The following is a 20340-nucleotide window of genomic DNA, read 5'->3' on the forward strand; positions in this document are numbered from 1 at the left end:
TATTTTTTCTAACACCCTATTCGTCCTATTGATTCTATTTGACGACCATTATAGCGTGAAATGAGTAATTCACCAAATTTTGGGGAATAACTCTCATCATTTGGGGGAAAATAACTTTCACGGAAGTTGCCAAGTATATAAAAAAGGAGAACATATATGATCATTGTTGTGATCAGAACAATAATTCTATATACGCTGGTCATCGTTGCCCTTCGTCTTATGGGAAAAAGAGAAATTGGCCAATTACAGCCTTTTGAGCTTGTGGTTATTCTCATGATCTCCGACCTTGCCGTTATACCGAGTGAAAATGTAGGTATCCCACTCCTCAGTGGCATCGTTCCTATCCTAGTTCTTCTCTTAGCAAGTGTAACGTTGGCTTGGATTACCTTAAAAAGTGAAAAAGCAAGATCTATTGTTTGTGGTACACCAAGTATCATCATCGAACGCGGTCGAATTTTAGAAGATGAGTTGAAGAAAAATCGTTACAACCTCACCGACCTACTAGAGGAATTACGTATCAAGAATATTCCGAATATTGCCGATGTCGAGTTTGCTGTTTTGGAGACTAATGGACAATTGAGCGTTTTTCCAAAATCTCAAAAAAGACCAACGACTCCTGAAGATTTTCATATAACAACTAAGTACGAAGGTTTACCTCTAACTATTATCATGGACGGTAAACTTAATGCTATTAATCTTCAGCAAGGCAATAAAGACCTCAACTGGTTAAAAGGGGAACTCAAAAAGCAATCGATTGACAAAATCGAAAAAGTCCTCATAGCAAGCCTTGATTCTTCAGGGACGCTCTATGTGCAAGCAAAGCGATAATTCAATTAAACAAAGATGGAGAGTGAGGTAACACCCGATGCGCACCATTTATATCATTGTCATCATAGTCATCTTACTATTGGGCGGGTCCTTAACATCCTATCGGTATCTTCAGGCAACAACCCAAACTTTGGGGAATCAACTTGAGGCAGTCGAACAATCTATCTCTTCCGAGAAATGGGAGGTCGCTCAAAAGGAATTAAACACTACCCAAGAACACTGGGATAATAATAAGGCCTGGTGGACCGTTCTCTTAGATCATCAAGAAATCGACACCATTGACATTGGCATAAACCGTTTAGACAAATTCATTAAAACTCAGAATATTACACTCTCCCTCGGAGAAGTGTCGGCGTTGAAGCTCCGGCTCGATCATATTGCAGATACAGAGAAGCTCAATTTGCAAAACATCCTGTAAAGTCCAAACTGCATTTGAAATCACTCTTTTTGCTGGGATGCGGTTGCCATTACAAGTACCCTTTGTTTCATTGAGGATAATCTAAGATCTTCGAGGTTCGAAGTTAAAGAAAGTAACCATTGGTAGAGCAGCTGATTTGTAATCAGCAGGTTACAGGTTCGAGTCCTGCCATCGGCTCCATAAAAGCGATTTAACACAATCAAATTTGGTTGTGTTTTTTATTATGTTTCGTGTAACCACTTTTCACTTAATCACTGTAACTAATCGATTATACATGAAGTCTGACATTAGCTTATTACCCGTATCATTTGGATGAAGTACATCCGCCAACAATGCGCTCAAAGCGACTTGATCTTGAGGAAATGCGCTCCATACATCGATTAAATTCACACCATTCTTAGTAGCTACATCAATTATTGTTTTTCTTATACCTAAAAATTTAGATTCATCAGGAGAAATCATCGGAGGTTCAACAATGCAAAATATATCCGCTTTAGGCGCTTTGCTTTTAACTTCATTAATTAACTGAGTATACTTTTCACTAAACCGCTCTGGCGTGGAAAAATTTCTATCAATTCTTCCTGTAAAAATAAATACAGCATCAGTATTACTTGTTATCTCCTTAGCTCTCTCTAAACAATAATCTATAAGTTTTCCGGCTGAAGCTTTGTTATCCCACACTATTTTGTTTGAATACTTATCATATAAAGCAGTATTTAGATAAGAATTCCAACCCGTTGTCGCGGGATTTGATGCACCTTGACTAACTGCGATAGATTCTCCAAGGATCACAGCATTAACTGGACCTCTTTTTATCTTACTAATACCCGTCAAGGTTTGAACTTTAGTAACTGAAGTGGGTATAGTTTTCTGTGCTACCTGAACCGTTTCGCGAATGCCTAAACCTACCATAGCGACAACCAGTATTGCTAATACAAAAAATATATTTAACTTCTTCATAACCCATTTCATCTTCCTTATCTTTATTATTAGTAGTAGTAGTATTAGTAGTAGTATTAGTTATTTAAACTATTAATGTTTAATACTCCTATACAGTGAACGAGTTCGACATATTATACTATATATTTACATATTTGTGTTAAAAAGTATTATTGTAATTTATTACTTTGTTGGATAATAATCCAATGTGTAACATAAAGAAAACTTGGCTGGCGCCAAGCCTTAGCGAAGGCGGCTGCCTAGTTGCACTTATGCTACAGAAAGTATGCAAACGAAGTTTATACTTTCTGATAAGTACAAAAAAGGTAGTTTAACCTTTATGAGGTCAAACTACCTTCTAAACCCTTGTGTATGGTGCGGGAGACAGGACTTGAACCTGCACGGTTGCCCGCTGGAACCTAAATCCAGTGCGTCTGCCAGTTCCGCCACTCCCGCAAGAATTGTAGCACCGAATGATATAGTATCACACTTTCGTCGATATTACAAGCTATTATTTTTGTTTGTTCTTTAGCTTTTTCATTGGCTGGGGTGGCTGGATTCGAACCAACGAATGCCAGAGTCAAAGTCTGGTGCCTTACCGCTTGGCGACACCCCAACGTTGGAATATGTGCGGCCTAATTAATATAACCCCAAAACGATTAAATTATTATTATTTTTTTGGACTATGAAAACAGCTTATGAGCTCATGCTCTGTAGTAGCCAAAAGTACTCTACAATTAGGATAAACAAATCAATTCCAACCAAAGCAAGTAAATTTTTGAACCAGTCCTGAGGGTATTTCCAGTAATAATAGAGGACATTAAACACGACTAGGAAAGCTGAACAAATGCCCCAACGTGTATACAGTCCTGTATCCTGCGAAAATAAATGAACAAACCATAAAACGGGGAAGAAAATAAATACGCTCATAAATGTGATCATTGTGTATCCAATTAAGCGGCGCAGATCATTTTCATCCGGCTTTGCTTTGCCCACCATCTCTCCCCCTATCCTCAGTCAGGTCCCTTAAATCAGTATATCATGTTTTCTTCCTTGGAGATAAAGAAACTTGGCTGGCGCCAAGTAGGGGCACGATTGCTTCGTGACCCTACTTGATTTATGCTTCGTAAAAACCCGATATTTTTATCCTGCCACCACCCATGGTATCGGCCGAGCGGCTATATTAAAACTCTCTTATCATTCATTATTCCGATGGTTCTCTGCTTTGTAACCATCTTTGTCTTTCTCGTTTTCTGCCCGTTTGCTCCGATCTACTGTACCATGCTCAGATGGCTTGGTAACGGTTGGTGCCACTTGTGATTTAATAGGAGCGACCGTCACGTGAGTTGGCTGACCCTGGGTAAAGGCTTGAATCTGCGGAGATTGATTTTTAATTACTTTCTGCGACTTCAGTTCCTTTTCTAGCTTTTCTTGTTCGGGCTTGGATTGTTTGACAACCTTTTGATCGCCATCATTTTCTTGCTCTTGGTCTTCAATATGAATCTTTCCCTTTTGATTTAGAGACTTCTTAAAGTTTTCCAAAGCGACTTTGGCTTGCTTTTTCAAGACTTCATCATTATCTGTTGCTGATGTGGTTGACGTTGTCTCAGACGTGACCTTTGCATCTTCTTTTTGTATCTTCTGGACAGCCTTATCCATGGAACGGACGACATTGAGCGCTAATTTTTGAGCAGCTTGGGGAGGAAGCTTATCGAGCAAATTGCTCAGAACTTGAACGTTGTTCGAATTAACATTGACAAGGGCTTTAGCAAGGGTTTTAGCTGTTTCCGAGGTAGGATCTTTGACTTGCTCAAGGAATGCCTGCGCTTTAGTGATCTTATCTGTGTATTCGTTTAAGCAGGTCTGGGCTGCTTCGGGATCTCGGGCCTTCATCAACTTTTGGGCTTCTGCCAACTTCGCGAGAGCATGTCGTTCATTTAATTCAGCCTTATGTGCTGGGTCAAAAGTCAGAGCAAGCTGGAGTTTCCCGATCAAATCTGTGATCCAATTACTAGGAGTCACTGTATTACCATTATCGTCGACAACAGGAGTCAGTAAAGTTTTTGCGTTTGCAATTGCTGCTGCTCTGTTCGTGATCCTAAGTTCAAAAGCTGTTTTTACTGTCCCATTAGCTACTGCTGCTACCGCTGTATCCGCCGCTGCTTTTAAACCTTCAGCTTTAGTTATTTTTGCTAATGTCGTTATTGGCGCAGCTTCATATACCGAGACTGCTGCTTCTGCCTGGAGCACTGTCTTCGTCCTTGCTATTGCTGCTGCTCTGTTTGTGATCCTAAATTCGAAGGCAGTTTTTGCTGTCACATCAGCTGTAGCTGCTACCGCTGTATCCGCTGCCGCTTTTAACCCTTCAGCTTTAGCTACTTCTGCTAATGTCGTTATTGGTGCAGTTTCATATGCCGAGACTGCTGCTTCTGCTTGAAGTATCGTAGTCGCGATTGCAATTGCTGCTGCTCGGTGTGTGACTCTAAGTTCGAAGTCTTCTTTAGCTGTTACATCGGTTACTGCTGCTACCGCTGTATCTGCTGCTGCTTTTAAACCGTTAGCTGTAGCTATTTTTACTAATGTTGTTATTGGCGCAGCTTCATATGCCGAGACTGCTGCTTCTGCTTGAACTTCCGCCGTATCCGAGGTGGTAGTCGCTGATACCGTTGTCGTTGAAGATGAACTTGCTGTATCTGCCAGAGTGAACGTTGTACTAAGAGGGAGTGCCAAGAGGGCAACCGTTAAGGCAACTGCGATTTTGTGCTTCATTGTTTTCATTTCTCCTCTTTCTTTTGATTAGTTTTTGATTAACATAAAGCCAGTGTTTTTTATACAAAGGCTCTTCGGGCTTTTCCTTACCCTTTACACAATAACTTTACGAGCCCCGGAGAGTTTTTGAGGGGGTCCCAATAAATTTGCAACCTGCTCCTCCTATATACTTCAGTTTTAACAACCTTGATTTAAAGAAAAAATCCTTGCCTGACATTCTTTGAAGAGAATGATCGGGAAGGATTTTTAATATTAAGAAGTCGTAGTTACCCAACGAGGTTAAGAACTTTTCACTCGCTTATTGAGGGCGTACCCTGTGCCCCAAAATAAAATTAGCGCAACAATGCCCAAAGCCAGCCAGATCCAAGTTTCCCTAGCAACACCCAAAAAAACGAGAGCAGTTCCAACATAATAAGGAATCATCGATAGCGCGGCTGTCCAAAGATAAGTCCAAAGTTTCATCGAGGGCATTGCACCAGCTATGTAATTTACGGCAAATGCCGGAATCGGAAGCAAGCGGGCCACCAATAATCCCAGCGACCCTTTTCCCTTGATCCAATTATCTACAGTATCAAAACGTTCCGGAGAAATTAGTCGTTTCATCAGCATTTGCCCATAGACACGTACAATAATAAAGATTACCAGGGCACTAAGTGTTGAACCTAACCACGCGAAAAAGATGCCCTGATAGATGCCGTAGATCTTCAGGTATAAAACTACCAACCCTTCAGATGGAATGGGAGTCATGCAAATAGCGGCCATCAAGAAAATTGCGAAAACAACACCCCACAGCCCCCATGCCCGAATGATCACGGAAATCTCGTTTCGTCTATCAAAGTAGAAAAACGCTGCAATAAGCAAGACGAAGGCAGCGATAAGAACTCCGGTCCAAGCGTACTTGCTTATATTTCGTTTGGCCTCAATAATCTGAGTCATCGGTCATTCTCCCCTTTTAATTAGCTGATTAAGGAACCTAAAGTGTATCGTCCCCCAAGTTACGTTTGGTTATTTATTAATTATTTTATTATAACCTATACTGGATTACACCGTACCTGATAAATCTCCACTAAAAATCCGCCAGATTGATGCCTTGAGACATCAGTCTAGCGGATTTTTTGTTACAGATTTTAGTCACACAATAAGTGATGACCACTCGCGGGTTGGCTTTTTAGCGGGGGTTAATATAATCCCATATAAACCTCGTCAACATTGATATAACCTGCAACGGTAGGCTGTAAAGATAGTACAACTGTAATATAAGCCGTTCCGGTTGGTATATTGCCCGTAACTTGCCCTAGAGTCCATTTGGGAGTTGCGCTTATTCCGACATCTAAATTTGGTGTAATTTCTACCCCTGACCAACTCCAGAAACGAACTAAAAAATCCATTTTCTTGTTTGCTATTCCCTTAAAAAAGGCACTCAGCACAAGCTTTTTCTTTTCAATTGGTACTGGTATTTTGTTTGATGTTAATGCTATCCAAGAAGCCGACTTATTAGATATTTGCACACAATAATTTCCATCGTATTTATCAGTATTGATTACAACGAAATTTAATGGCGTAGAAGTAGTCCAACCAGTCAAATTGCCACTTTCAAAACCATTATTTATGATATTGGATGAACTAGCATCAAATCGTACATTCATATTATTTTGATAACCAGAAGTGTTATACGAAGTAATAGTGCCATTTCCAGTATGAATATAGTTTATTTCTGGAATTCCAAATAAGCAGTTTAAGCATTTCGAATTATTGAATATCCCCCACAAAGAGTGACCTTCCTTCAACGGAAGTAATCACCCATATTAAAAGTATTTATAATTAGTCCAAGCTATAAACTATCTTTCCAAACTGATTATATAGAATTGGTATTGAAGTGTTTATCTTGCCTTTCTCCTGTGATATTGAATCCAAAATAAGCTTGGGATGCATCATCAAAGCGATCTTTGTTAACTCAAGTGTGACATCTACTCGAAATTGTTGTCCGATAAAATAGTTATCCAATGTATCTTGAGTCATATCGGCTAGCCTTCGTAAGATACGATTAATTGTTAATTCAAGAATAGCTTCCTTGTATTGACAGGTCGGATAAAGTTTTACAAAGTCTGAGTAAATTTCTTTTACCTTCTGACTTAAACTCATATAAGGAACCATTAGGTTCTTCCCTCCTTTTATCCTGCAACGACCAAACCTACTCTATTATTAATCGTTCCTTGGCCATTTTCATCAGACAAAAGGATACTATTCGCCTTACTCAATTGGGGTACAGTTGGACCGTTCTGAATTTCTGGTCCGCATTCAGAATCTGCCAACTAACTGTCTGGTCGTAAGGGCTTTCTACTCTATTTCGGCATCACTAATCATATAGTAACTTCCTTGAATAATTTTGCATTTACGATGTAAAACATATTCTCCATTATCACAATGGTGAAAAATCTTGATCTTAAAAAAATCAATAGTATTCAGCTAGACAGAATCAATGAATTTCACGTAAAGAAGGCTTCATACTCATTTGGATTTATCTCAAATATTTAGAATGAGTGTGGAGACAAATGAATATCTTTATTACAGGTGATACGTCAATTATTTTTAATTTTGCTGTAGCAGGTGGATTGCTTACTTAGGCTATAAATGATGGGACTACTAAAAATATTGAGGCAGGTGAATCAAAATGAATGGATTTGATACAACATCAATCAATGTAATGTCTCTTCCTGCTCCTTACGTAAGTGCTTCTTTATCATCTTTGAATAATGAGGTGGCATTTAATTCTGCAATTGCTTTAGCCAGTGTTAGTTCTGGCGTAGTAATTATTCCATCTGGAAATTTTAGAATTTCTGGCTCAATTAATTTAAATACTAAAAATCCTATTAAATTTATAGGATCTAGTAAAAAATTAACAACTATAATTGATTTAAGAGTTGATGGAACATCTTCGGTAATTATATCTACAGAAGGACATTATTTAAGTGACTTTGCTCTATTAGGTAATGAGAATCAGCAGTATGGAATTAATATATTAAATGTTTATGGGAAAGGGACAATATTGGAAAGAATTGTAGTCGGCAATCCTTTTGGTGGTTCTGGAACTGGTTTTGGAAACGCAACCAATGATGGTGCCGGAATTTACATTTCTACAAGCAGGTATGTAAGAATTAGAGATTGTATCATTGGAGATAATTATCATGGTATAAAACTTGCAAGCACAATCGACCAAGCCCCAAATGTGTGTAACATTTATTCTAGTGACATAGAACATAATAAATATTCGGGAATTTATTGTGAAAATGTGCCATGTGCCCCAACAGTATTTGGTGGAACCTTACAAAGTAATACTGTGTATGCATTTTATTGTAAAACATCTGACAAACAAATTAAAATCTATGGTACATATTGTGAAGGTAGTGGTTTTCATTTAGAAGGTGGTTACTGTGCTATTTTGCATTTTGGTCAACTCGGGACGTTAATACGTAATTCAGACCATGTTATTAAAAATGTTCAGGGTATAGATATTAGAGGAATTAAAAATACGCCCTTTATGTGTGAACCAACGACAGGGGCAGAGGGAATTTATATAGATTCATTCTGTTCTGGTGTTATATTTGAGGGATTGGAAACTACTAAACAAAATCTTATTGCAAATGGAAATTTTGAGAAAGACATAGTCAGTACAGGATGGACTAGTATTCGAGCTACTATTGCTACTGAAACAATAGATATAAAACAAGGCAAACAATGCATAAAACTTACAGCAAATGATCCGAAAGGAGCGGGAAGTTCAGGTATCGTGCAATCATTTAATGACTATACAAATTATGCAGGAAAACAAGTAACTGTTGGTGCATGGGTAAAAGCATTATCAACAAACTCTAATAGCTCTTATGTACAGATACATTCCAAAAGTGGTGTACTAAGTCAAGTTCTAATTAAAAAAGATGATACTTGGCATTATGTTACAATTAGTCATATTTTAGACGCAACCCCAACAGATTTAAAAGTTTATTTCTTTATTAAGCAATCTGGGATTGATACTGACGATGTATTATATATTGATGACGTTTCTATGGCCGTAGGAAAGAATATATTTACACGCTTCCCACCTATATCAAATTTATTAGGAAATTCTTATTTAAAATATGGTACAACTGCACAACGACCAATAGGAGCACCAATGGGATTTCAATATTTGGATAATTCTTTAAATAAACCTATCTGGGTTAAAATTTCAGGCTTACAAGAAAAAGATGTCTTGCAATTTTTAACAAGCGCCACAAGTTCCGGTAACATTACTTTAACTTTAAATGGTGTTTCCAGCGATGTTAGTGTAATAAGTGGAGATACACCAAATAAAATTGCTGACAAAGTTAAACTTTCTTCTTTTGCTGTATGGAGTGTAAATGGAGTAGCAAATAGTCCTATTATAACATTTCTTAAACTTGATGGTGGTGTATGTTCAGCTCCGGTATTTTCGGGTGGAACCACAGGAGTAACAGCATCAATTGTTCAGAAAACTGTAGGTACTAATCCAGTTTGGATGGATATAACTGGGGCTACGGTTTAATTACGTTAAAGAGAAAGTAACTTGTGAAAGGTCGACGATCAGTCGCCTAAACAACGTAAAGGATTATTCGAATAAATGTCATCATTTTTTTCTTCGATCAATTTGCCATCTCGTATTCTCAGTACCCGTGAACATACTCCTAAAGCAGATAGCCTATGGGTAATAACCAGACAAGTACTGTGTTGAGTCAGTTCCTTGACCGCCCTCAAAATTTTTATTTCCGTCTCCATATCCAACGCGGAAGTGGCTTCATCTAGAATCAGAACTGGTGCTTTTTTTAAGAAAGCCCGGGCAATTGCTATCCTTTGTGCTTGTCCCTCGGAAATTCCGTGGCCGCGCTCACCAATACAGGTATTAATTCCTTGTGGAAGCCCTTGAATAAAATCCCAAGCGCAGGCTAAACGAGCAGCTCTTTCTATTTCTTCTAAAGTTACATCTGGCTTGCCACTCCGCAAATTATCAGCGATAGAACCACTAAAAAGAGTGTTGCCTTGTGGAACATAAGTTAGCCATTCCCGCGTAGATGATGACACTTGATAACGCCCACCTGCAATATCTGTAAAGTATACTTCTCCATCGGTGGGGCGGAGCAGTGCTAAAAGAAGCCTGACCATTGTTGTTTTCCCCTGGCCTGAAGAACCAACTAAAGCTACCAGTTGGCCAGGCAATATTTCCGTTGTTACTTTATCCAATATTGTATTTCCATCGGCATAAGCAAAACTGACCCGATGAAAATTTATACCAACCGTTGTGAGCTTTGGTACCCGTTCAGTCGTCTTTTCTATTGCCATCGTTTCTAGCTCCATTAACCGTCCTGCAGAACCTGCCATAGCGATAACCTGAGGAAAGGTCCTGGCTATGCCTATAAATGGTGACTGAACCTGCTGTACTAATTGGATAAAAGCAGTAACTGTACCAAAAGAAATCGTTTTTTGAGCAAGCTTTACAATACCCCAACCAAACGCTAGAAAATAACCCGTCCAATAGCCTCCCGCAATCACATTGTTGGCAGCCAGAGTTGTACGGTTGCGTTGAAGAATCCACTTCATCCGATTTTCATGCAGTTCTTGCAAACTTTTGTAATTTTGTTGCTCTAACTGAAAACTCTTAATGATTACAAAATTTTGAATTGCTTCCTGAATATACTCTCGATATGAACTCTCTGACTCCTGCACCCTGATATGTAGATGCTTAAGCTTACGTCCCCAGATGCGGCTGAAAATCACATTAGATGGCCCTAAAACAAACGCAAGAAAAGCCAATTTTGGCTCATAATATAGCAATGCTACAAAAGATGCCACCAATTGAACTCCTAGAGAAAAGATACCAGGAATAACATTAACTATACAATTAGTGACATTATTAACATCACTAGTCAAACGTGTTAAGAGATCACCGCTGTGAAAGGCAGAAAGAGGTTCCCATTCAGTTACCAATAAACTGCGAAACAGGCGTTGCCGCATGACATTTGAGGACGACTCTAAAATTCTTACGGAAAGTAGTGACTCACCTACCCCCATAAACAGCCTAATAATGATAAGTGCGGCAAAAACTGTTGCAGCTAGACCAGCCAAGTTAAGCCTTTCAGCCACAGCATAGTCGATCATGTTTTTGGAAGCTATGGCAGATGCTACACTCATTAGTGCACCCGATACTTCAATGATTAGAATAACTGTTAGGCCGGGCCAAAATGACTTGAAATCCGGTTTAAGCCAATTAAAAATTTGCCATGACTTTTTAATTTCATTCATTAGGTTTGAGATAATATCAACTCCAATTAAGACCCAACTAGGACAAAGTGCCTTGAGAAGTCTCAAGATAAGCCATTAACCTATACGAGAAAGTTTATGAATTTTCCTAAATATTTTAAAGATCAAGATTCTGAATGGCAGACTGACAAGCCAAATTTCAGAAAGGATACGCCACCATATATTGGAGCAGATGATTCGTTTATCCTTACGCCAAATCGCAGTCACAACTGCAACTAGTTGTCGTGGATAGAGCGGCCCTTCAATCCATTGTTGGGCATCTCCCACCATAAAGAAACAATCGTCATTTTTACGAACTATCCTATGCATGACATAACAACCGTCTGTTCTTTGGATAAGAACAATGTCCCCCCTAGATAACAGCGCATAGCTCTCTTTTGTTAGTTCCACACTATCAATGCCATCACGCAGGAAGGGATACATGCTGTCACCCGATACGGTAAGCCTTGTATTCTGACCGTGCTCAAGAATCTCTGAAATTAAAGGGAAAATACTAGCAGCTTTAATCTTTTTTATTTCAGACATTGATAAACCAACTCCACTGCTTCCCGGTCAGGCCGGCATTTCAGCAAATACACTGGTACCGAAGTAATAATATTCTCAAAAATAGTCATGGCTTTGTCCATAAAATTTTGATCAAAATAGGGAAGAAAAACTCGCGGCATTAGTTTTAGAATTACCTCATGGCGATCAAGCTTACGAAGCACATTGTCTTGAGCCTGTTCTAAGACAATTATTGCAAATAATGGAGCTGATTCATTGCTGTGGATAAAAGCCGAACCACTCCAAGGTGTACCGAAAATAGTGGGTTGATTATTGATAATTCGGACGGCCGGATTATCATCATTTAGTACTATTACATCATTTATATATTCCTGCCATAGTTTAACGTGAGTTGATTTTCCAGTTCCCGAAGGGGCAGAAAAAATCAGACCTTTTCCATTCCATTCTAAGGCAGAAGCATGAACAACCAATCCATCCATGTGTAAAAGATTATATCTAAACACTATACCCATCATGATGTGAGTAGCTAGCCTTATCTGAGACTGACTATTAACCATTACCTGAGGATCATTACCAATATAATTGCACCAAGTAAATACAACTTTACGCCAACTATTTTCAATATCCATTAAAACCATAATTTTACCGATACCAAATTCCTGAACATATATGTAATAGCCCGTTTCTCCTGAAGTTTTCTTTAGCCATTTGAAACTGATATTCTCTTCAGATATTATATTTCCTTGAGGAACTTCGATTACCTCGTTAGATTGAAAAACAAAAGTTAAATCAGCCTTAGACTGCTGTCTTTGTTGTGGCAGCAAAAAATCACGCATATACATAAAAGACTCAGAATCATCATTTGCAATATTAATCGCCACTCCGGCAACTTCATATAGAGGCATAAAAACACTCCTTAAATTACAAGAAGTTATACAAACAGTATTGCGCAAAAAATTTAAGAGTATCTCTTTAATTCAAATGGGCAAAAATAAGAGAGTATATCCTCACTGAGGACATGCTCTCTTACTAATCTCAGCGGCAACTTGTTAATCGCGTATACCCTTAGCAACTAAAATTTTGTAATTTTATTGGTATACTCGGAATATCGGGACAAGACCCAACATTGTTTTTACAAGGAGAACCACTAGCAAAATTTTCTTCTGCCGTTAGTAAGATATATTCAATTACAGGTTTAATATACTTTCTCATGTTTTCACCCCCTAAAGACTTTCTCATCAATTAATGCGCATGAAAATTTCGATTAATCGTTACACCTCCTACGGTAAAACTATCACAATCGGTTGGACAAGATCCAAAGATGGTACAGGTTGGACTTCCATTGGCAAATTTCTCCTCAACTGTAAGTGTAACATATTCAAACAATGGCTTAACATAATTTTTCATTTCTTCACCTCCAATTCTATATTAACTATAGTTTATTAAAATTAAAGTTTTTTTAAATTCTACTTTGGTATACTTTTTAAGAAAACTTAACTCAAAAGAAAAATTTAATTTAAAATTGATATATTAGGCCTTCATTCTATCTTTATAAACGCTTCGACTTTGAGCCAATTCACAAAGATACGGAGCTGGTTGATCATAATATCCCGTTTCTCTAAATAATCTGGCAGGACAGTGTTCACACAAAGACTGATATTTACATTCCTGGCACTCCTTGCACACAGGAATTAGTGTACATTTATTCTTAAGCTCCTCCCACGCCGCCTTGAACCCTTTTTCCAGAGGATTTGTTTCTGGTATATCTAAAAGACCGCAGGGGAGGAGCCGTCCATCCCAAGTAACCCAGGCAGCGCTTGTTCCAGCTAGACATGGAAAAGCAAGTGCAGGAGTATCTTTCAAACGAACAACATCTAACTTGGCGGGCATAACTTCCTCGGTAACAGCATCCGTAATCTTGGTTATGTCTTTGATATTTTCCGCAGTTAACTGTTGCTCACGTTCCGACATATGTATTTCATATTGGAGTAATTCCTGTGAAGAAAGCCGATTTCCCACAGGATCACTATGGCTGCATTCTCTATTTGGTGATACATAATTTACGATACCTAACTGTAATTTTCTTTGCAAAGCTATATCTAATAAAGCATCAAATTCGTACCTAGTTCCTTGAATTACCGTTGTTTTAATTTCAGTTGTAATACCTTTAGCGAGCAAATCATCTATCGCCCGTATGGTTTTATCGAATCCCTCCGCATATCCGGTAACTTCCTGATAGGTTTTCCGAGATGCTCCATAGAGAGTTATACTAACCTTCGAAGGCGGAATTGAAGCAAGCCAGTTGACATGATCCTTGGTTAGCAACGTTCCATTAGTATAAATCTGAATAACGAAGCCCATCTGCATAAATTTCTCGTAAATTGTCTTAAAATCTTCGCGAATAAATACTTCCCCACCAGTTAGAGTAAGAAATAAGAGCCCTGCATCACGGGCTTCCTCAGCTAAGCGAATCCATTCTGCAGTGGTAAGCTCCTTCGCTTTGGTTTTCAGATCGTTGACTGAATGGCTAACATAACACATTTTACATTGAAGATTACACCTTGCGGTTAACTCAAAGGAAGCCGAGATCAATTCTTTTCTTTCCCTAGCACCTGAAATCAGTTGTGAATATAACTCACCCCATCTTAACGACATATCCTTATTCTCCTATTCTTAGATCGATTTTAATTAATTAAATTCTTCTCTCTTATAATTGAAACGAATTCCCTGACATCTGTTTCAGCAGTCTCTTTGTCAATGGTATATTCTTTGAGAATGACTTCAACTAAATCCTCTTCTGAAGCATTTTTCTCTAATACTTGCCATAACAGAGCCCCGCTCTGACTAAGAGTCATGATCCCGTTAAACTCCACCACCTTTTCGCCTAACGGCACTACTACCCATTGTCCAGCAATTTCACGTAACATAAACCCATCTCTAATCTTCAAAGACCTCGCCTCCAATTTCATTATCTAATCTGATAGTCGCTGTTTTGAATTCTGTTGCTCGGGAAGCAAGAATAATTAACAAACAAGCCGTAAAGTTTGAGCAACACCAAAACTTTTAATATCGTATAAACATCACTCCTCTTACATGCGGGAATTCTTCCATCCTTTTGTCTTAGTAGGTACTCTTATCAGTTCAAACAATTTAACAAACTAAAATTGGATTTTTTACAGTGCAGAGAGGTTTGAATAAAAGTTCTTGTTGTCAAATTAGTACTTTATGTAAAGTCCAACACTTCGTAAATATCGCGCTTTCTCCTTAGAGCATTTAAAGAATTTATAGGTCCTTTTCATGTAAGGGATACTTTTAAGAATGGTTTTCATATTTATTAAAAATCGACCCATCTTTTTTTCAGTTGAGGTAAAAGGGTCAAGAAGCTTGTTGTATCGAACAAAAGTCGAAAGTTCTTCCTTTGTTTGATGATGTATTTTTGAAGTGTAGATAAGATTAATAAGGACATCTGATTTATTTTCTTTTAACATGTCACTTTTAGTAGGAACCGTTAACCCTAAATAAAAGTGACAAGATGTGTGGAGATGCTGATAAAACGCATAAAGCTCCATTGCTTCAATCGTATGCTCGATATACTTTATATCCATCATATTCCAATATATTTTAACAAAAAGAACAAAGTCACATAGCTGACGAAGTTGCGCACCATCACCCATGATATGTCTCGACAGATGAACAACCAAATTGATGAATTCATCTTCCAGCGATAAGGCTGTAAATTTAAGTCCCTCCATTATGACCAGGCGTTTGTTTTGCCACATATGATTTAACCATACATGGTCGTCCTTTGTTTTCATTATCGATGGATGCCAAAGTGTTCTATGAAGTTCTACAGGAAATGAACCTGATATATACATTCCTATATGCATATATTTAGGGTTGTTTAAATCCTTCGAGTTTGGACGATAACCATGTTTACCCAACAACTCAATTGCTCTCTGCATATCATTCTCTTGAATAAGCAGATCAATATCACCCATATTCCTCAGCTCTGGCTGAGGATAAAGTCCCTTGAGGACAAGACCTTTGAGAGAGATCACTGGAATACCGCTAGATTCAAAAAGCTCAAAGATGGTTCTTATTTTATTGATCATACTCACTTGGCGTGTTGCCATATAAAGAGTAGCTTCTTTCCACCTACGCATAATTAACTCGTCAAGTTTTATCTCCTCGCAATGTTTATTAAGTGTGGGGTATAAAAATGAAAAAACATTGTGTTGAAGCGCTAAATCAAACAATTCTTCTCCATAAATGGATGAGAATATTTCGTAAGATGGAACCCCACCGTGAATTGCTAGTGTTAGCAAACTAAGTAATTGTTCTTGAGATGTATTCATTATTCACCTCCAAATTTAAACACCAGCTGTTTCTAATATTATTGATTTTTTCTAAATCTTTTTCGCCATACAAACGATTACTCTAAGATAATAAAAAGGTACCCTTGTCTTAGCCAAAAAGAAACCTCTCCAATATACAAATGCAGCATTATATGCCTATACTTAAGTATCAGTCATTATGTTAGACGCACCCATTTCTCGTCCAATTTTAGGGAAACAAAAACGGCATTAACGCCGTTAAAAGACTCTATTTTTTACTGAATCTGAAAGAGAAGATATGAGCCTATGCCACATGCTTGGCCAAAACTGTTCTAGAAGATTTACAATCCATATTAAAGAGCCTTATGGTTTCCTTAGCTATAAACTATCCATCCAAACTTATTGTATAAATTTCGAAATTCTTTTGTCCGGCGACATACAATCCCTAATGAGCTTGGGCTGCCTCATCAAAGCGATCTTGGGATACTAAAGCAAATCGGCGTTTTAGGCATTTTTAGCTACTTTAGGTACTTTTTTATATCTCTATTGTCTCTATGTAGATTTACTATCATGTTTTCTCATTTTTAGAGTCCTCGCAGGATTTCCACCAACAATTGCGTAATCAGGTACGTCTTTGGTTACTACGGCGTTCGCCCCAATGATAGCCCCATTACCAATTTTAACACCTGGCAAAATTGTTACCCGCCCCCCTATCCAGACATCATTTCCTATCGTAACTGGCTCATCATCATAAAAACCCTGTTTCCACATTGGAATATCTGTTCTATTAAAACAATGATTTCTTACGTAGATAACACAATCAGGCCCCATCATAACATCCTCTCCAATATTACAAGGCCCATGGATAGCCGCTCTTATTCCTATTCCAGAATTATTTCCAATGGTCACTTTCGTCGAAAAAACGGCTCCTTTTTCAATATTTACGTTATTTCCGCATTTTTCAAGCACCAACTTTGCACAAACATTCCTTATTTGTTTGGAAAAAAAACTTACTCTAGCAAAAGATACTGGTAAATGCCTTGCTATAGTATAGTAAAATGAATAACCAATTATTTTCTTAACATTACGGAACATTTTTCCCCCTCCGCTTTGTAAGGATGGTTAGTAAGCTAACCAAAAAAGATTCTAAGGCAAACAGGATTACCTTTTGAAGGTAGCTGGATATACGGCCATTCTTGGAAACCCGTTTTATGTTCGTCCATCAACATTAAAGCTGTAGTTAATCTTAGAATGATTGTACGTTCCATCTGAAACGCCGTCGAGCTTATTGTTAAGAAACTCATTACCTTGAACAAGACATCCAAACTGAGTAGCAGCAATAACCAAACCGTATCCTTGGGTTTTTCTCATCTGATCATCATAACACTGATTATTCAATATTAAATGGTTGCTACCTCTATTCACGATATCAATTCCGTCATGACCATTATCATAGCATTTATTGCCAATCAAGCTATTCCTCGAGCAATTATCCACAATTATTCCACTAACATTATTGTTATAACAACGGTTACTAATGATGGAAACATCATTTCCTAGGCTCTTAATACCATGCTGACCGCAATAAGCCACTAAATTATTGTTAATTTCTACTTTGCCTACACCTGCAACAATCCAAATGCCGGTTAAACCTTTCACAACTAAATTATTAGCTCCTAAAATGATGTTGTTGGCAATTAAGCAATGCACCTCACTTTTTGCAGTCCCGCCAACCAATATGCCAAAATTGCTGCTTTCAATTACATGATTGTTTAATACTTCATTGTAGTATGGCAATTGCAAATTAATAGAATTAAAACATGTCTTAAATGTATTTCCTTCTATAAGTGCATAACTTGAGCAGTCATTTAGTATTCCTGCCTTAGTGCATGATTCAAACGTATTATTTAAAATGACATTATAATCACCACCGAGATATATACCTGTATTACAATTATAAATTTGACAATCTTGGATAATGCAATTTTGCATGTACGTTCCACCGCCAGTATCGACACCGATGGCATATCCAGATGTGCTTCCACCGTTGATGTCAAGTCCAGAAATATGGTAACGTATAGAGGCACCCCCTGCACCATTTCCCAGCCTCATAATATTTTTGGTATTATTCGTCATAATTATTTTTGCTTCATGACCGATTATTCCAATATTTTGCTTGCCGTAAAATTGCAAAGTATCATTAATTTTATAATTGCCTGGAGGGAAATATAGCGATTGACCATTAGCTAATTCATTAAAAGCATCCTGTATAGATACAGTATCATCCGAAACGCCATCACCTATTGCACCGTATTTTTTAATATTGAGTGAACTTCTCGCTATGTCTGCATCAGGATTTACCTGAGTGCTTTTTTCTGCTGCAGTTTGCTTTCCAAGCAAGAGAAAAAACAGAAATAAAACTAACGTACAAATCAGTTTCAAATATTTAATATTTTTTCGCAACAGCAAATACCCTCCAATTTTTCACAGCGAATCCAAAAGTGATCAAATTTCCAAAAACGCTTTATATTATTAGCACTAATCATATAGATATGAGCATCCAGTAATGTGATTTCTCGTATGGTTCACTCATTTTTCAGCATTTGAAACTACGCAGTATATTTACTCGATTGATTCTGATTATTGCTTCGCTTGATCCTTTTTTTCCATCTTTTTGAGGCTTTGTAAAAGCGGTTATAGTATTTATAATCTTTAGTTTTAAGGGTGACTTTATTTAGAACCACCCCAATAATTTTAGCCCCTACCTTCTCAAGTTGCTCCTTAGCTTCAAGTACATACTCCTGGCTTACTTCTCCTGAACCCACAACCAATAGTACTCCATCAACCTCCTGAGCAAGAACCGAAACATCCGCTATTGCCATTGCTGGAGGTGAATCGATAATTACTACATCATAAATCTCTGCTGCAGCAGTTAGAATACTTTTCATATTCTCTGAAGCCAAAAGTTCCGTAGGATTTGGTGGGATTGGACCAGCAGTAATAACATCCAGTCCTTGAATACGAGTCTGGGTTATCTGGTCTAAGCTTGGTGACTGAGAGACAAGGATATTAGACAATCCCTCTTCACTAGTAAATTCGAACAAATCATGCTGAATTGGATTACGCAGATTTGCATCAATAATAAGTACTCTTTTACCAGTATGAACCAAAGAAGCTGCGAGATTTACTGTTATTAATGATTTCCCCTCGCGATGACTTGTACTGGTAATTAGAATTCGTTTCTTAACTCCATCGGAATTTAGAAACTGAATATTGGTACGCAGAGTACTGTAGGCTTCAGCAACCCGAGACTTCTTTTTGGACAATGCCCACAAGCTGTTGTTTTCCAGACTGCTTGCTACCTCACTTATTTTTATTTTAGGACCATATGGAACTTTACCCATTACAGATAAATTTAGGATTTTTTGAATATCCTCACTGCTTTTTAAAGTATTGTCTCTATACTCTAATAAGAAAGCAAGTGCTAAAGAAGCCATGAGACCACTAAAATATGCAATTAAAATTATTTGCCTATTATCCGCTATTACAGGTGCATCTGGAATGACCGCTCTATCTAGAATACTTACAGTATTCACCTTTTTAATTTTGACTACTACTTCTGAGAATTTTTCAGCCAATGCATTGGCTATGTCCGCGGCAACTTTAGCATCAGGATCTCTTACACTAATTTCAATGAGATCTGAGCCCTCTTCAGAATTCACCGTTACTTTACTATCCAGTTGTGTAACACTTAAAGGAAGATTTAAATGATTGATAACCTTTTCTTCGACATTCCAGCTTTTGACTATAGGTTCGAAAATCTTAGCCATTTGTGGACTGGCAAGGATTGCATTAACATCTTGGTTATTTGTAGAAGTTTCGACTGGCTTACCCATAACCAAGGTAGTTGATGCTAAATAAATGGGCTTTTCTTTAAAATAGTAACCTAAAATACCGCTTGCCGTTGCAGTGATTATTGGTAATATTAATATAATAGCCCATCGTCTTTTTAGTGCTTTACCATAAAATCCCAAATCTTTCTCGCTTTCCATTTTGACCTCCTATTATCTAATAATAAAACTGCTTATGCTCACTACTTTGTTAAATTGATTATAACTCTTTACCTTTTTCTTTTTCTTCATTCATATGATTTATCTGAAATTCACAATAGTATTATTTGCAGTTGATACTTTAGTATCATCATCGATAGCAAAATAA

The 20340-nt window shown here is 37.7% G+C and carries 21 protein-coding genes and 2 tRNA genes; 3 read left to right on the plus strand and 20 right to left on the minus strand.

Annotated elements, in window-relative coordinates:
• The first annotated feature begins 156 nt into the window (after positions 1-156).
• Together DOT_RS15835 and DOT_RS15840 are read left to right on the plus strand one after the other, a co-directional pair.
• A complete protein-coding gene (locus DOT_RS15835) occupies positions 157-828 on the plus strand; it encodes a DUF421 domain-containing protein (protein ID WP_009620795.1) in 672 nt (223 codons plus the stop codon).
• Between the two features lie 37 nt (positions 829-865).
• On the plus strand, positions 866-1246 hold the full coding sequence (locus tag DOT_RS15840) for a DUF4363 family protein (RefSeq protein ID WP_009620796.1): 381 nt from the start codon (positions 866-868) through the stop codon (positions 1244-1246).
• A gap of 243 nt (positions 1247-1489) precedes the next feature.
• Here DOT_RS15840 and DOT_RS15845 read toward each other — a convergent pair whose 3' ends face one another.
• From DOT_RS15845 to DOT_RS30545, 9 genes are all read right to left on the minus strand, one after another.
• Positions 1490-2206, minus strand: coding sequence for an SGNH/GDSL hydrolase family protein (locus tag DOT_RS15845; protein WP_009620797.1), 717 nt, complete (start codon positions 2204-2206; stop codon positions 1490-1492).
• Between the two features lie 352 nt (positions 2207-2558).
• A tRNA-Leu gene (locus tag DOT_RS15850) sits at positions 2559-2641 on the minus strand.
• An 85-nt stretch (positions 2642-2726) separates the two neighbouring features.
• Positions 2727-2801: transfer RNA gene (locus DOT_RS15855), tRNA-Gln, on the minus strand.
• A gap of 80 nt (positions 2802-2881) precedes the next feature.
• The gene (locus DOT_RS15860) at positions 2882-3181 is read right to left on the minus strand and encodes a hypothetical protein (protein WP_040412429.1); all 300 of its coding nucleotides are present in this window, start codon (positions 3179-3181) and stop codon (positions 2882-2884) included.
• Positions 3182-3382: 201 nt separating this feature from the next.
• A complete protein-coding gene (locus DOT_RS27880; protein WP_009620799.1) occupies positions 3383-4954 on the minus strand; it encodes a DUF5667 domain-containing protein in 1572 nt (523 codons plus the stop codon).
• Between the two features lie 279 nt (positions 4955-5233).
• A complete protein-coding gene (locus DOT_RS15870) occupies positions 5234-5890 on the minus strand; it encodes a VTT domain-containing protein (protein ID WP_009620801.1) in 657 nt (218 codons plus the stop codon).
• Positions 5891-6132: 242 nt separating this feature from the next.
• Positions 6133-6741, minus strand: coding sequence for a hypothetical protein (locus tag DOT_RS15875; RefSeq protein ID WP_139024228.1), 609 nt, complete (start codon positions 6739-6741; stop codon positions 6133-6135).
• A gap of 34 nt (positions 6742-6775) precedes the next feature.
• Entirely contained in the window at positions 6776-7108 is a 333-nt protein-coding gene (locus tag DOT_RS15880) for a hypothetical protein (protein ID WP_009620804.1), read from the minus strand.
• Between the two features lie 17 nt (positions 7109-7125).
• Positions 7126-7266, minus strand: a complete 141-nt coding sequence (locus tag DOT_RS30545; protein ID WP_009620805.1) for a hypothetical protein — start codon at positions 7264-7266, stop codon at positions 7126-7128.
• Between the two features lie 359 nt (positions 7267-7625).
• On the opposite strand from DOT_RS30545, the gene DOT_RS15885 reads away from it, so the two are divergent.
• Positions 7626-9515 (plus strand): NosD domain-containing protein, encoded by a 1890-nt coding sequence (locus DOT_RS15885; RefSeq protein ID WP_009620806.1) that lies wholly within the window; start codon positions 7626-7628, stop codon positions 9513-9515.
• A 38-nt stretch (positions 9516-9553) separates the two neighbouring features.
• On the opposite strand, the gene DOT_RS15890 is transcribed toward DOT_RS15885, so the two are convergent.
• From DOT_RS15890 to DOT_RS15930, 11 genes are all read right to left on the minus strand, one after another.
• Positions 9554-11266, minus strand: coding sequence for an ABC transporter ATP-binding protein (locus DOT_RS15890; RefSeq protein ID WP_009620807.1), 1713 nt, complete (start codon positions 11264-11266; stop codon positions 9554-9556).
• A 75-nt stretch (positions 11267-11341) separates the two neighbouring features.
• Positions 11342-11809, minus strand: coding sequence for a S24/S26 family peptidase (locus DOT_RS15895; protein WP_009620808.1), 468 nt, complete (start codon positions 11807-11809; stop codon positions 11342-11344).
• Positions 11797-12693 (minus strand): hypothetical protein, encoded by an 897-nt coding sequence (locus DOT_RS15900; protein WP_009620809.1) that lies wholly within the window; start codon positions 12691-12693, stop codon positions 11797-11799. Before DOT_RS15900 ends, DOT_RS15895 begins: the two co-directional genes overlap by 13 nt.
• A 160-nt stretch (positions 12694-12853) precedes the next feature.
• Positions 12854-13000, minus strand: a complete 147-nt coding sequence (locus tag DOT_RS30550; RefSeq protein WP_009620810.1) for a hypothetical protein — start codon at positions 12998-13000, stop codon at positions 12854-12856.
• 30 nt (positions 13001-13030) lie between these two features.
• Positions 13031-13195, minus strand: a complete 165-nt coding sequence (locus DOT_RS30555; protein ID WP_009620812.1) for a hypothetical protein — start codon at positions 13193-13195, stop codon at positions 13031-13033.
• A 123-nt stretch (positions 13196-13318) separates the two neighbouring features.
• A complete protein-coding gene (locus tag DOT_RS15905) occupies positions 13319-14443 on the minus strand; it encodes a radical SAM protein (protein WP_009620815.1) in 1125 nt (374 codons plus the stop codon).
• Between the two features lie 29 nt (positions 14444-14472).
• The gene (locus tag DOT_RS15910; RefSeq protein ID WP_040412432.1) at positions 14473-14736 is read right to left on the minus strand and encodes a PqqD family protein; all 264 of its coding nucleotides are present in this window, start codon (positions 14734-14736) and stop codon (positions 14473-14475) included.
• Positions 14737-15003: 267 nt separating this feature from the next.
• The gene (locus tag DOT_RS15915; protein WP_009620819.1) at positions 15004-16143 is read right to left on the minus strand and encodes a nucleotidyltransferase family protein; all 1140 of its coding nucleotides are present in this window, start codon (positions 16141-16143) and stop codon (positions 15004-15006) included.
• Between the two features lie 531 nt (positions 16144-16674).
• The gene (locus tag DOT_RS15920) at positions 16675-17217 is read right to left on the minus strand and encodes a CatB-related O-acetyltransferase (RefSeq protein ID WP_009620821.1); all 543 of its coding nucleotides are present in this window, start codon (positions 17215-17217) and stop codon (positions 16675-16677) included.
• A 114-nt stretch (positions 17218-17331) separates the two neighbouring features.
• On the minus strand, positions 17332-18585 hold the full coding sequence (locus DOT_RS15925; protein WP_009620822.1) for a right-handed parallel beta-helix repeat-containing protein: 1254 nt from the start codon (positions 18583-18585) through the stop codon (positions 17332-17334).
• A gap of 146 nt (positions 18586-18731) precedes the next feature.
• Positions 18732-20174, minus strand: a complete 1443-nt coding sequence (locus DOT_RS15930) for a polysaccharide biosynthesis tyrosine autokinase (protein WP_009620825.1) — start codon at positions 20172-20174, stop codon at positions 18732-18734.
• Between the last annotated feature and the right edge of the window lie 166 nt (positions 20175-20340).

It is taken from the genome of Desulfosporosinus sp. OT (genome assembly GCF_000224515.1).
Classification (GTDB): domain Bacteria; phylum Bacillota; class Desulfitobacteriia; order Desulfitobacteriales; family Desulfitobacteriaceae; genus Desulfosporosinus.

Bases quoted from the DNA above. Each gene is read 5' to 3' on its own strand.
- DOT_RS15835 (WP_009620795.1), top strand. From the start codon at position 157: ATGATCATTGTTGTGATCAGAACAATAATTCTATATACGCTGGTCATC.
- DOT_RS15840 (WP_009620796.1), top strand. From the start codon at position 866: ATGCGCACCATTTATATCATTGTCATCATAGTCATCTTACTATTGGGC.
- DOT_RS15845 (WP_009620797.1), bottom strand. From the start codon at position 2,206: ATGAAGAAGTTAAATATATTTTTTGTATTAGCAATACTGGTTGTCGCT.
- DOT_RS27880 (WP_009620799.1), bottom strand. From the start codon at position 4,954: ATGAAGCACAAAATCGCAGTTGCCTTAACGGTTGCCCTCTTGGCACTC.
- DOT_RS15870 (WP_009620801.1), bottom strand. From the start codon at position 5,890: ATGACTCAGATTATTGAGGCCAAACGAAATATAAGCAAGTACGCTTGG.
- DOT_RS15880 (WP_009620804.1), bottom strand. From the start codon at position 7,108: ATGGTTCCTTATATGAGTTTAAGTCAGAAGGTAAAAGAAATTTACTCA.
- DOT_RS15885 (WP_009620806.1), top strand. From the start codon at position 7,626: ATGAATGGATTTGATACAACATCAATCAATGTAATGTCTCTTCCTGCT.
- DOT_RS15890 (WP_009620807.1), bottom strand. From the start codon at position 11,266: ATGAATGAAATTAAAAAGTCATGGCAAATTTTTAATTGGCTTAAACCG.
- DOT_RS15895 (WP_009620808.1), bottom strand. From the start codon at position 11,809: ATGTCTGAAATAAAAAAGATTAAAGCTGCTAGTATTTTCCCTTTAATT.
- DOT_RS15900 (WP_009620809.1), bottom strand. From the start codon at position 12,693: ATGCCTCTATATGAAGTTGCCGGAGTGGCGATTAATATTGCAAATGAT.
- DOT_RS30550 (WP_009620810.1), bottom strand. From the start codon at position 13,000: ATGAGAAAGTATATTAAACCTGTAATTGAATATATCTTACTAACGGCA.
- DOT_RS30555 (WP_009620812.1), bottom strand. From the start codon at position 13,195: ATGAAAAATTATGTTAAGCCATTGTTTGAATATGTTACACTTACAGTT.
- DOT_RS15905 (WP_009620815.1), bottom strand. From the start codon at position 14,443: ATGTCGTTAAGATGGGGTGAGTTATATTCACAACTGATTTCAGGTGCT.
- DOT_RS15915 (WP_009620819.1), bottom strand. From the start codon at position 16,143: ATGAATACATCTCAAGAACAATTACTTAGTTTGCTAACACTAGCAATT.
- DOT_RS15920 (WP_009620821.1), bottom strand. From the start codon at position 17,217: ATGTTCCGTAATGTTAAGAAAATAATTGGTTATTCATTTTACTATACT.
- DOT_RS15930 (WP_009620825.1), bottom strand. From the start codon at position 20,174: ATGGAAAGCGAGAAAGATTTGGGATTTTATGGTAAAGCACTAAAAAGA.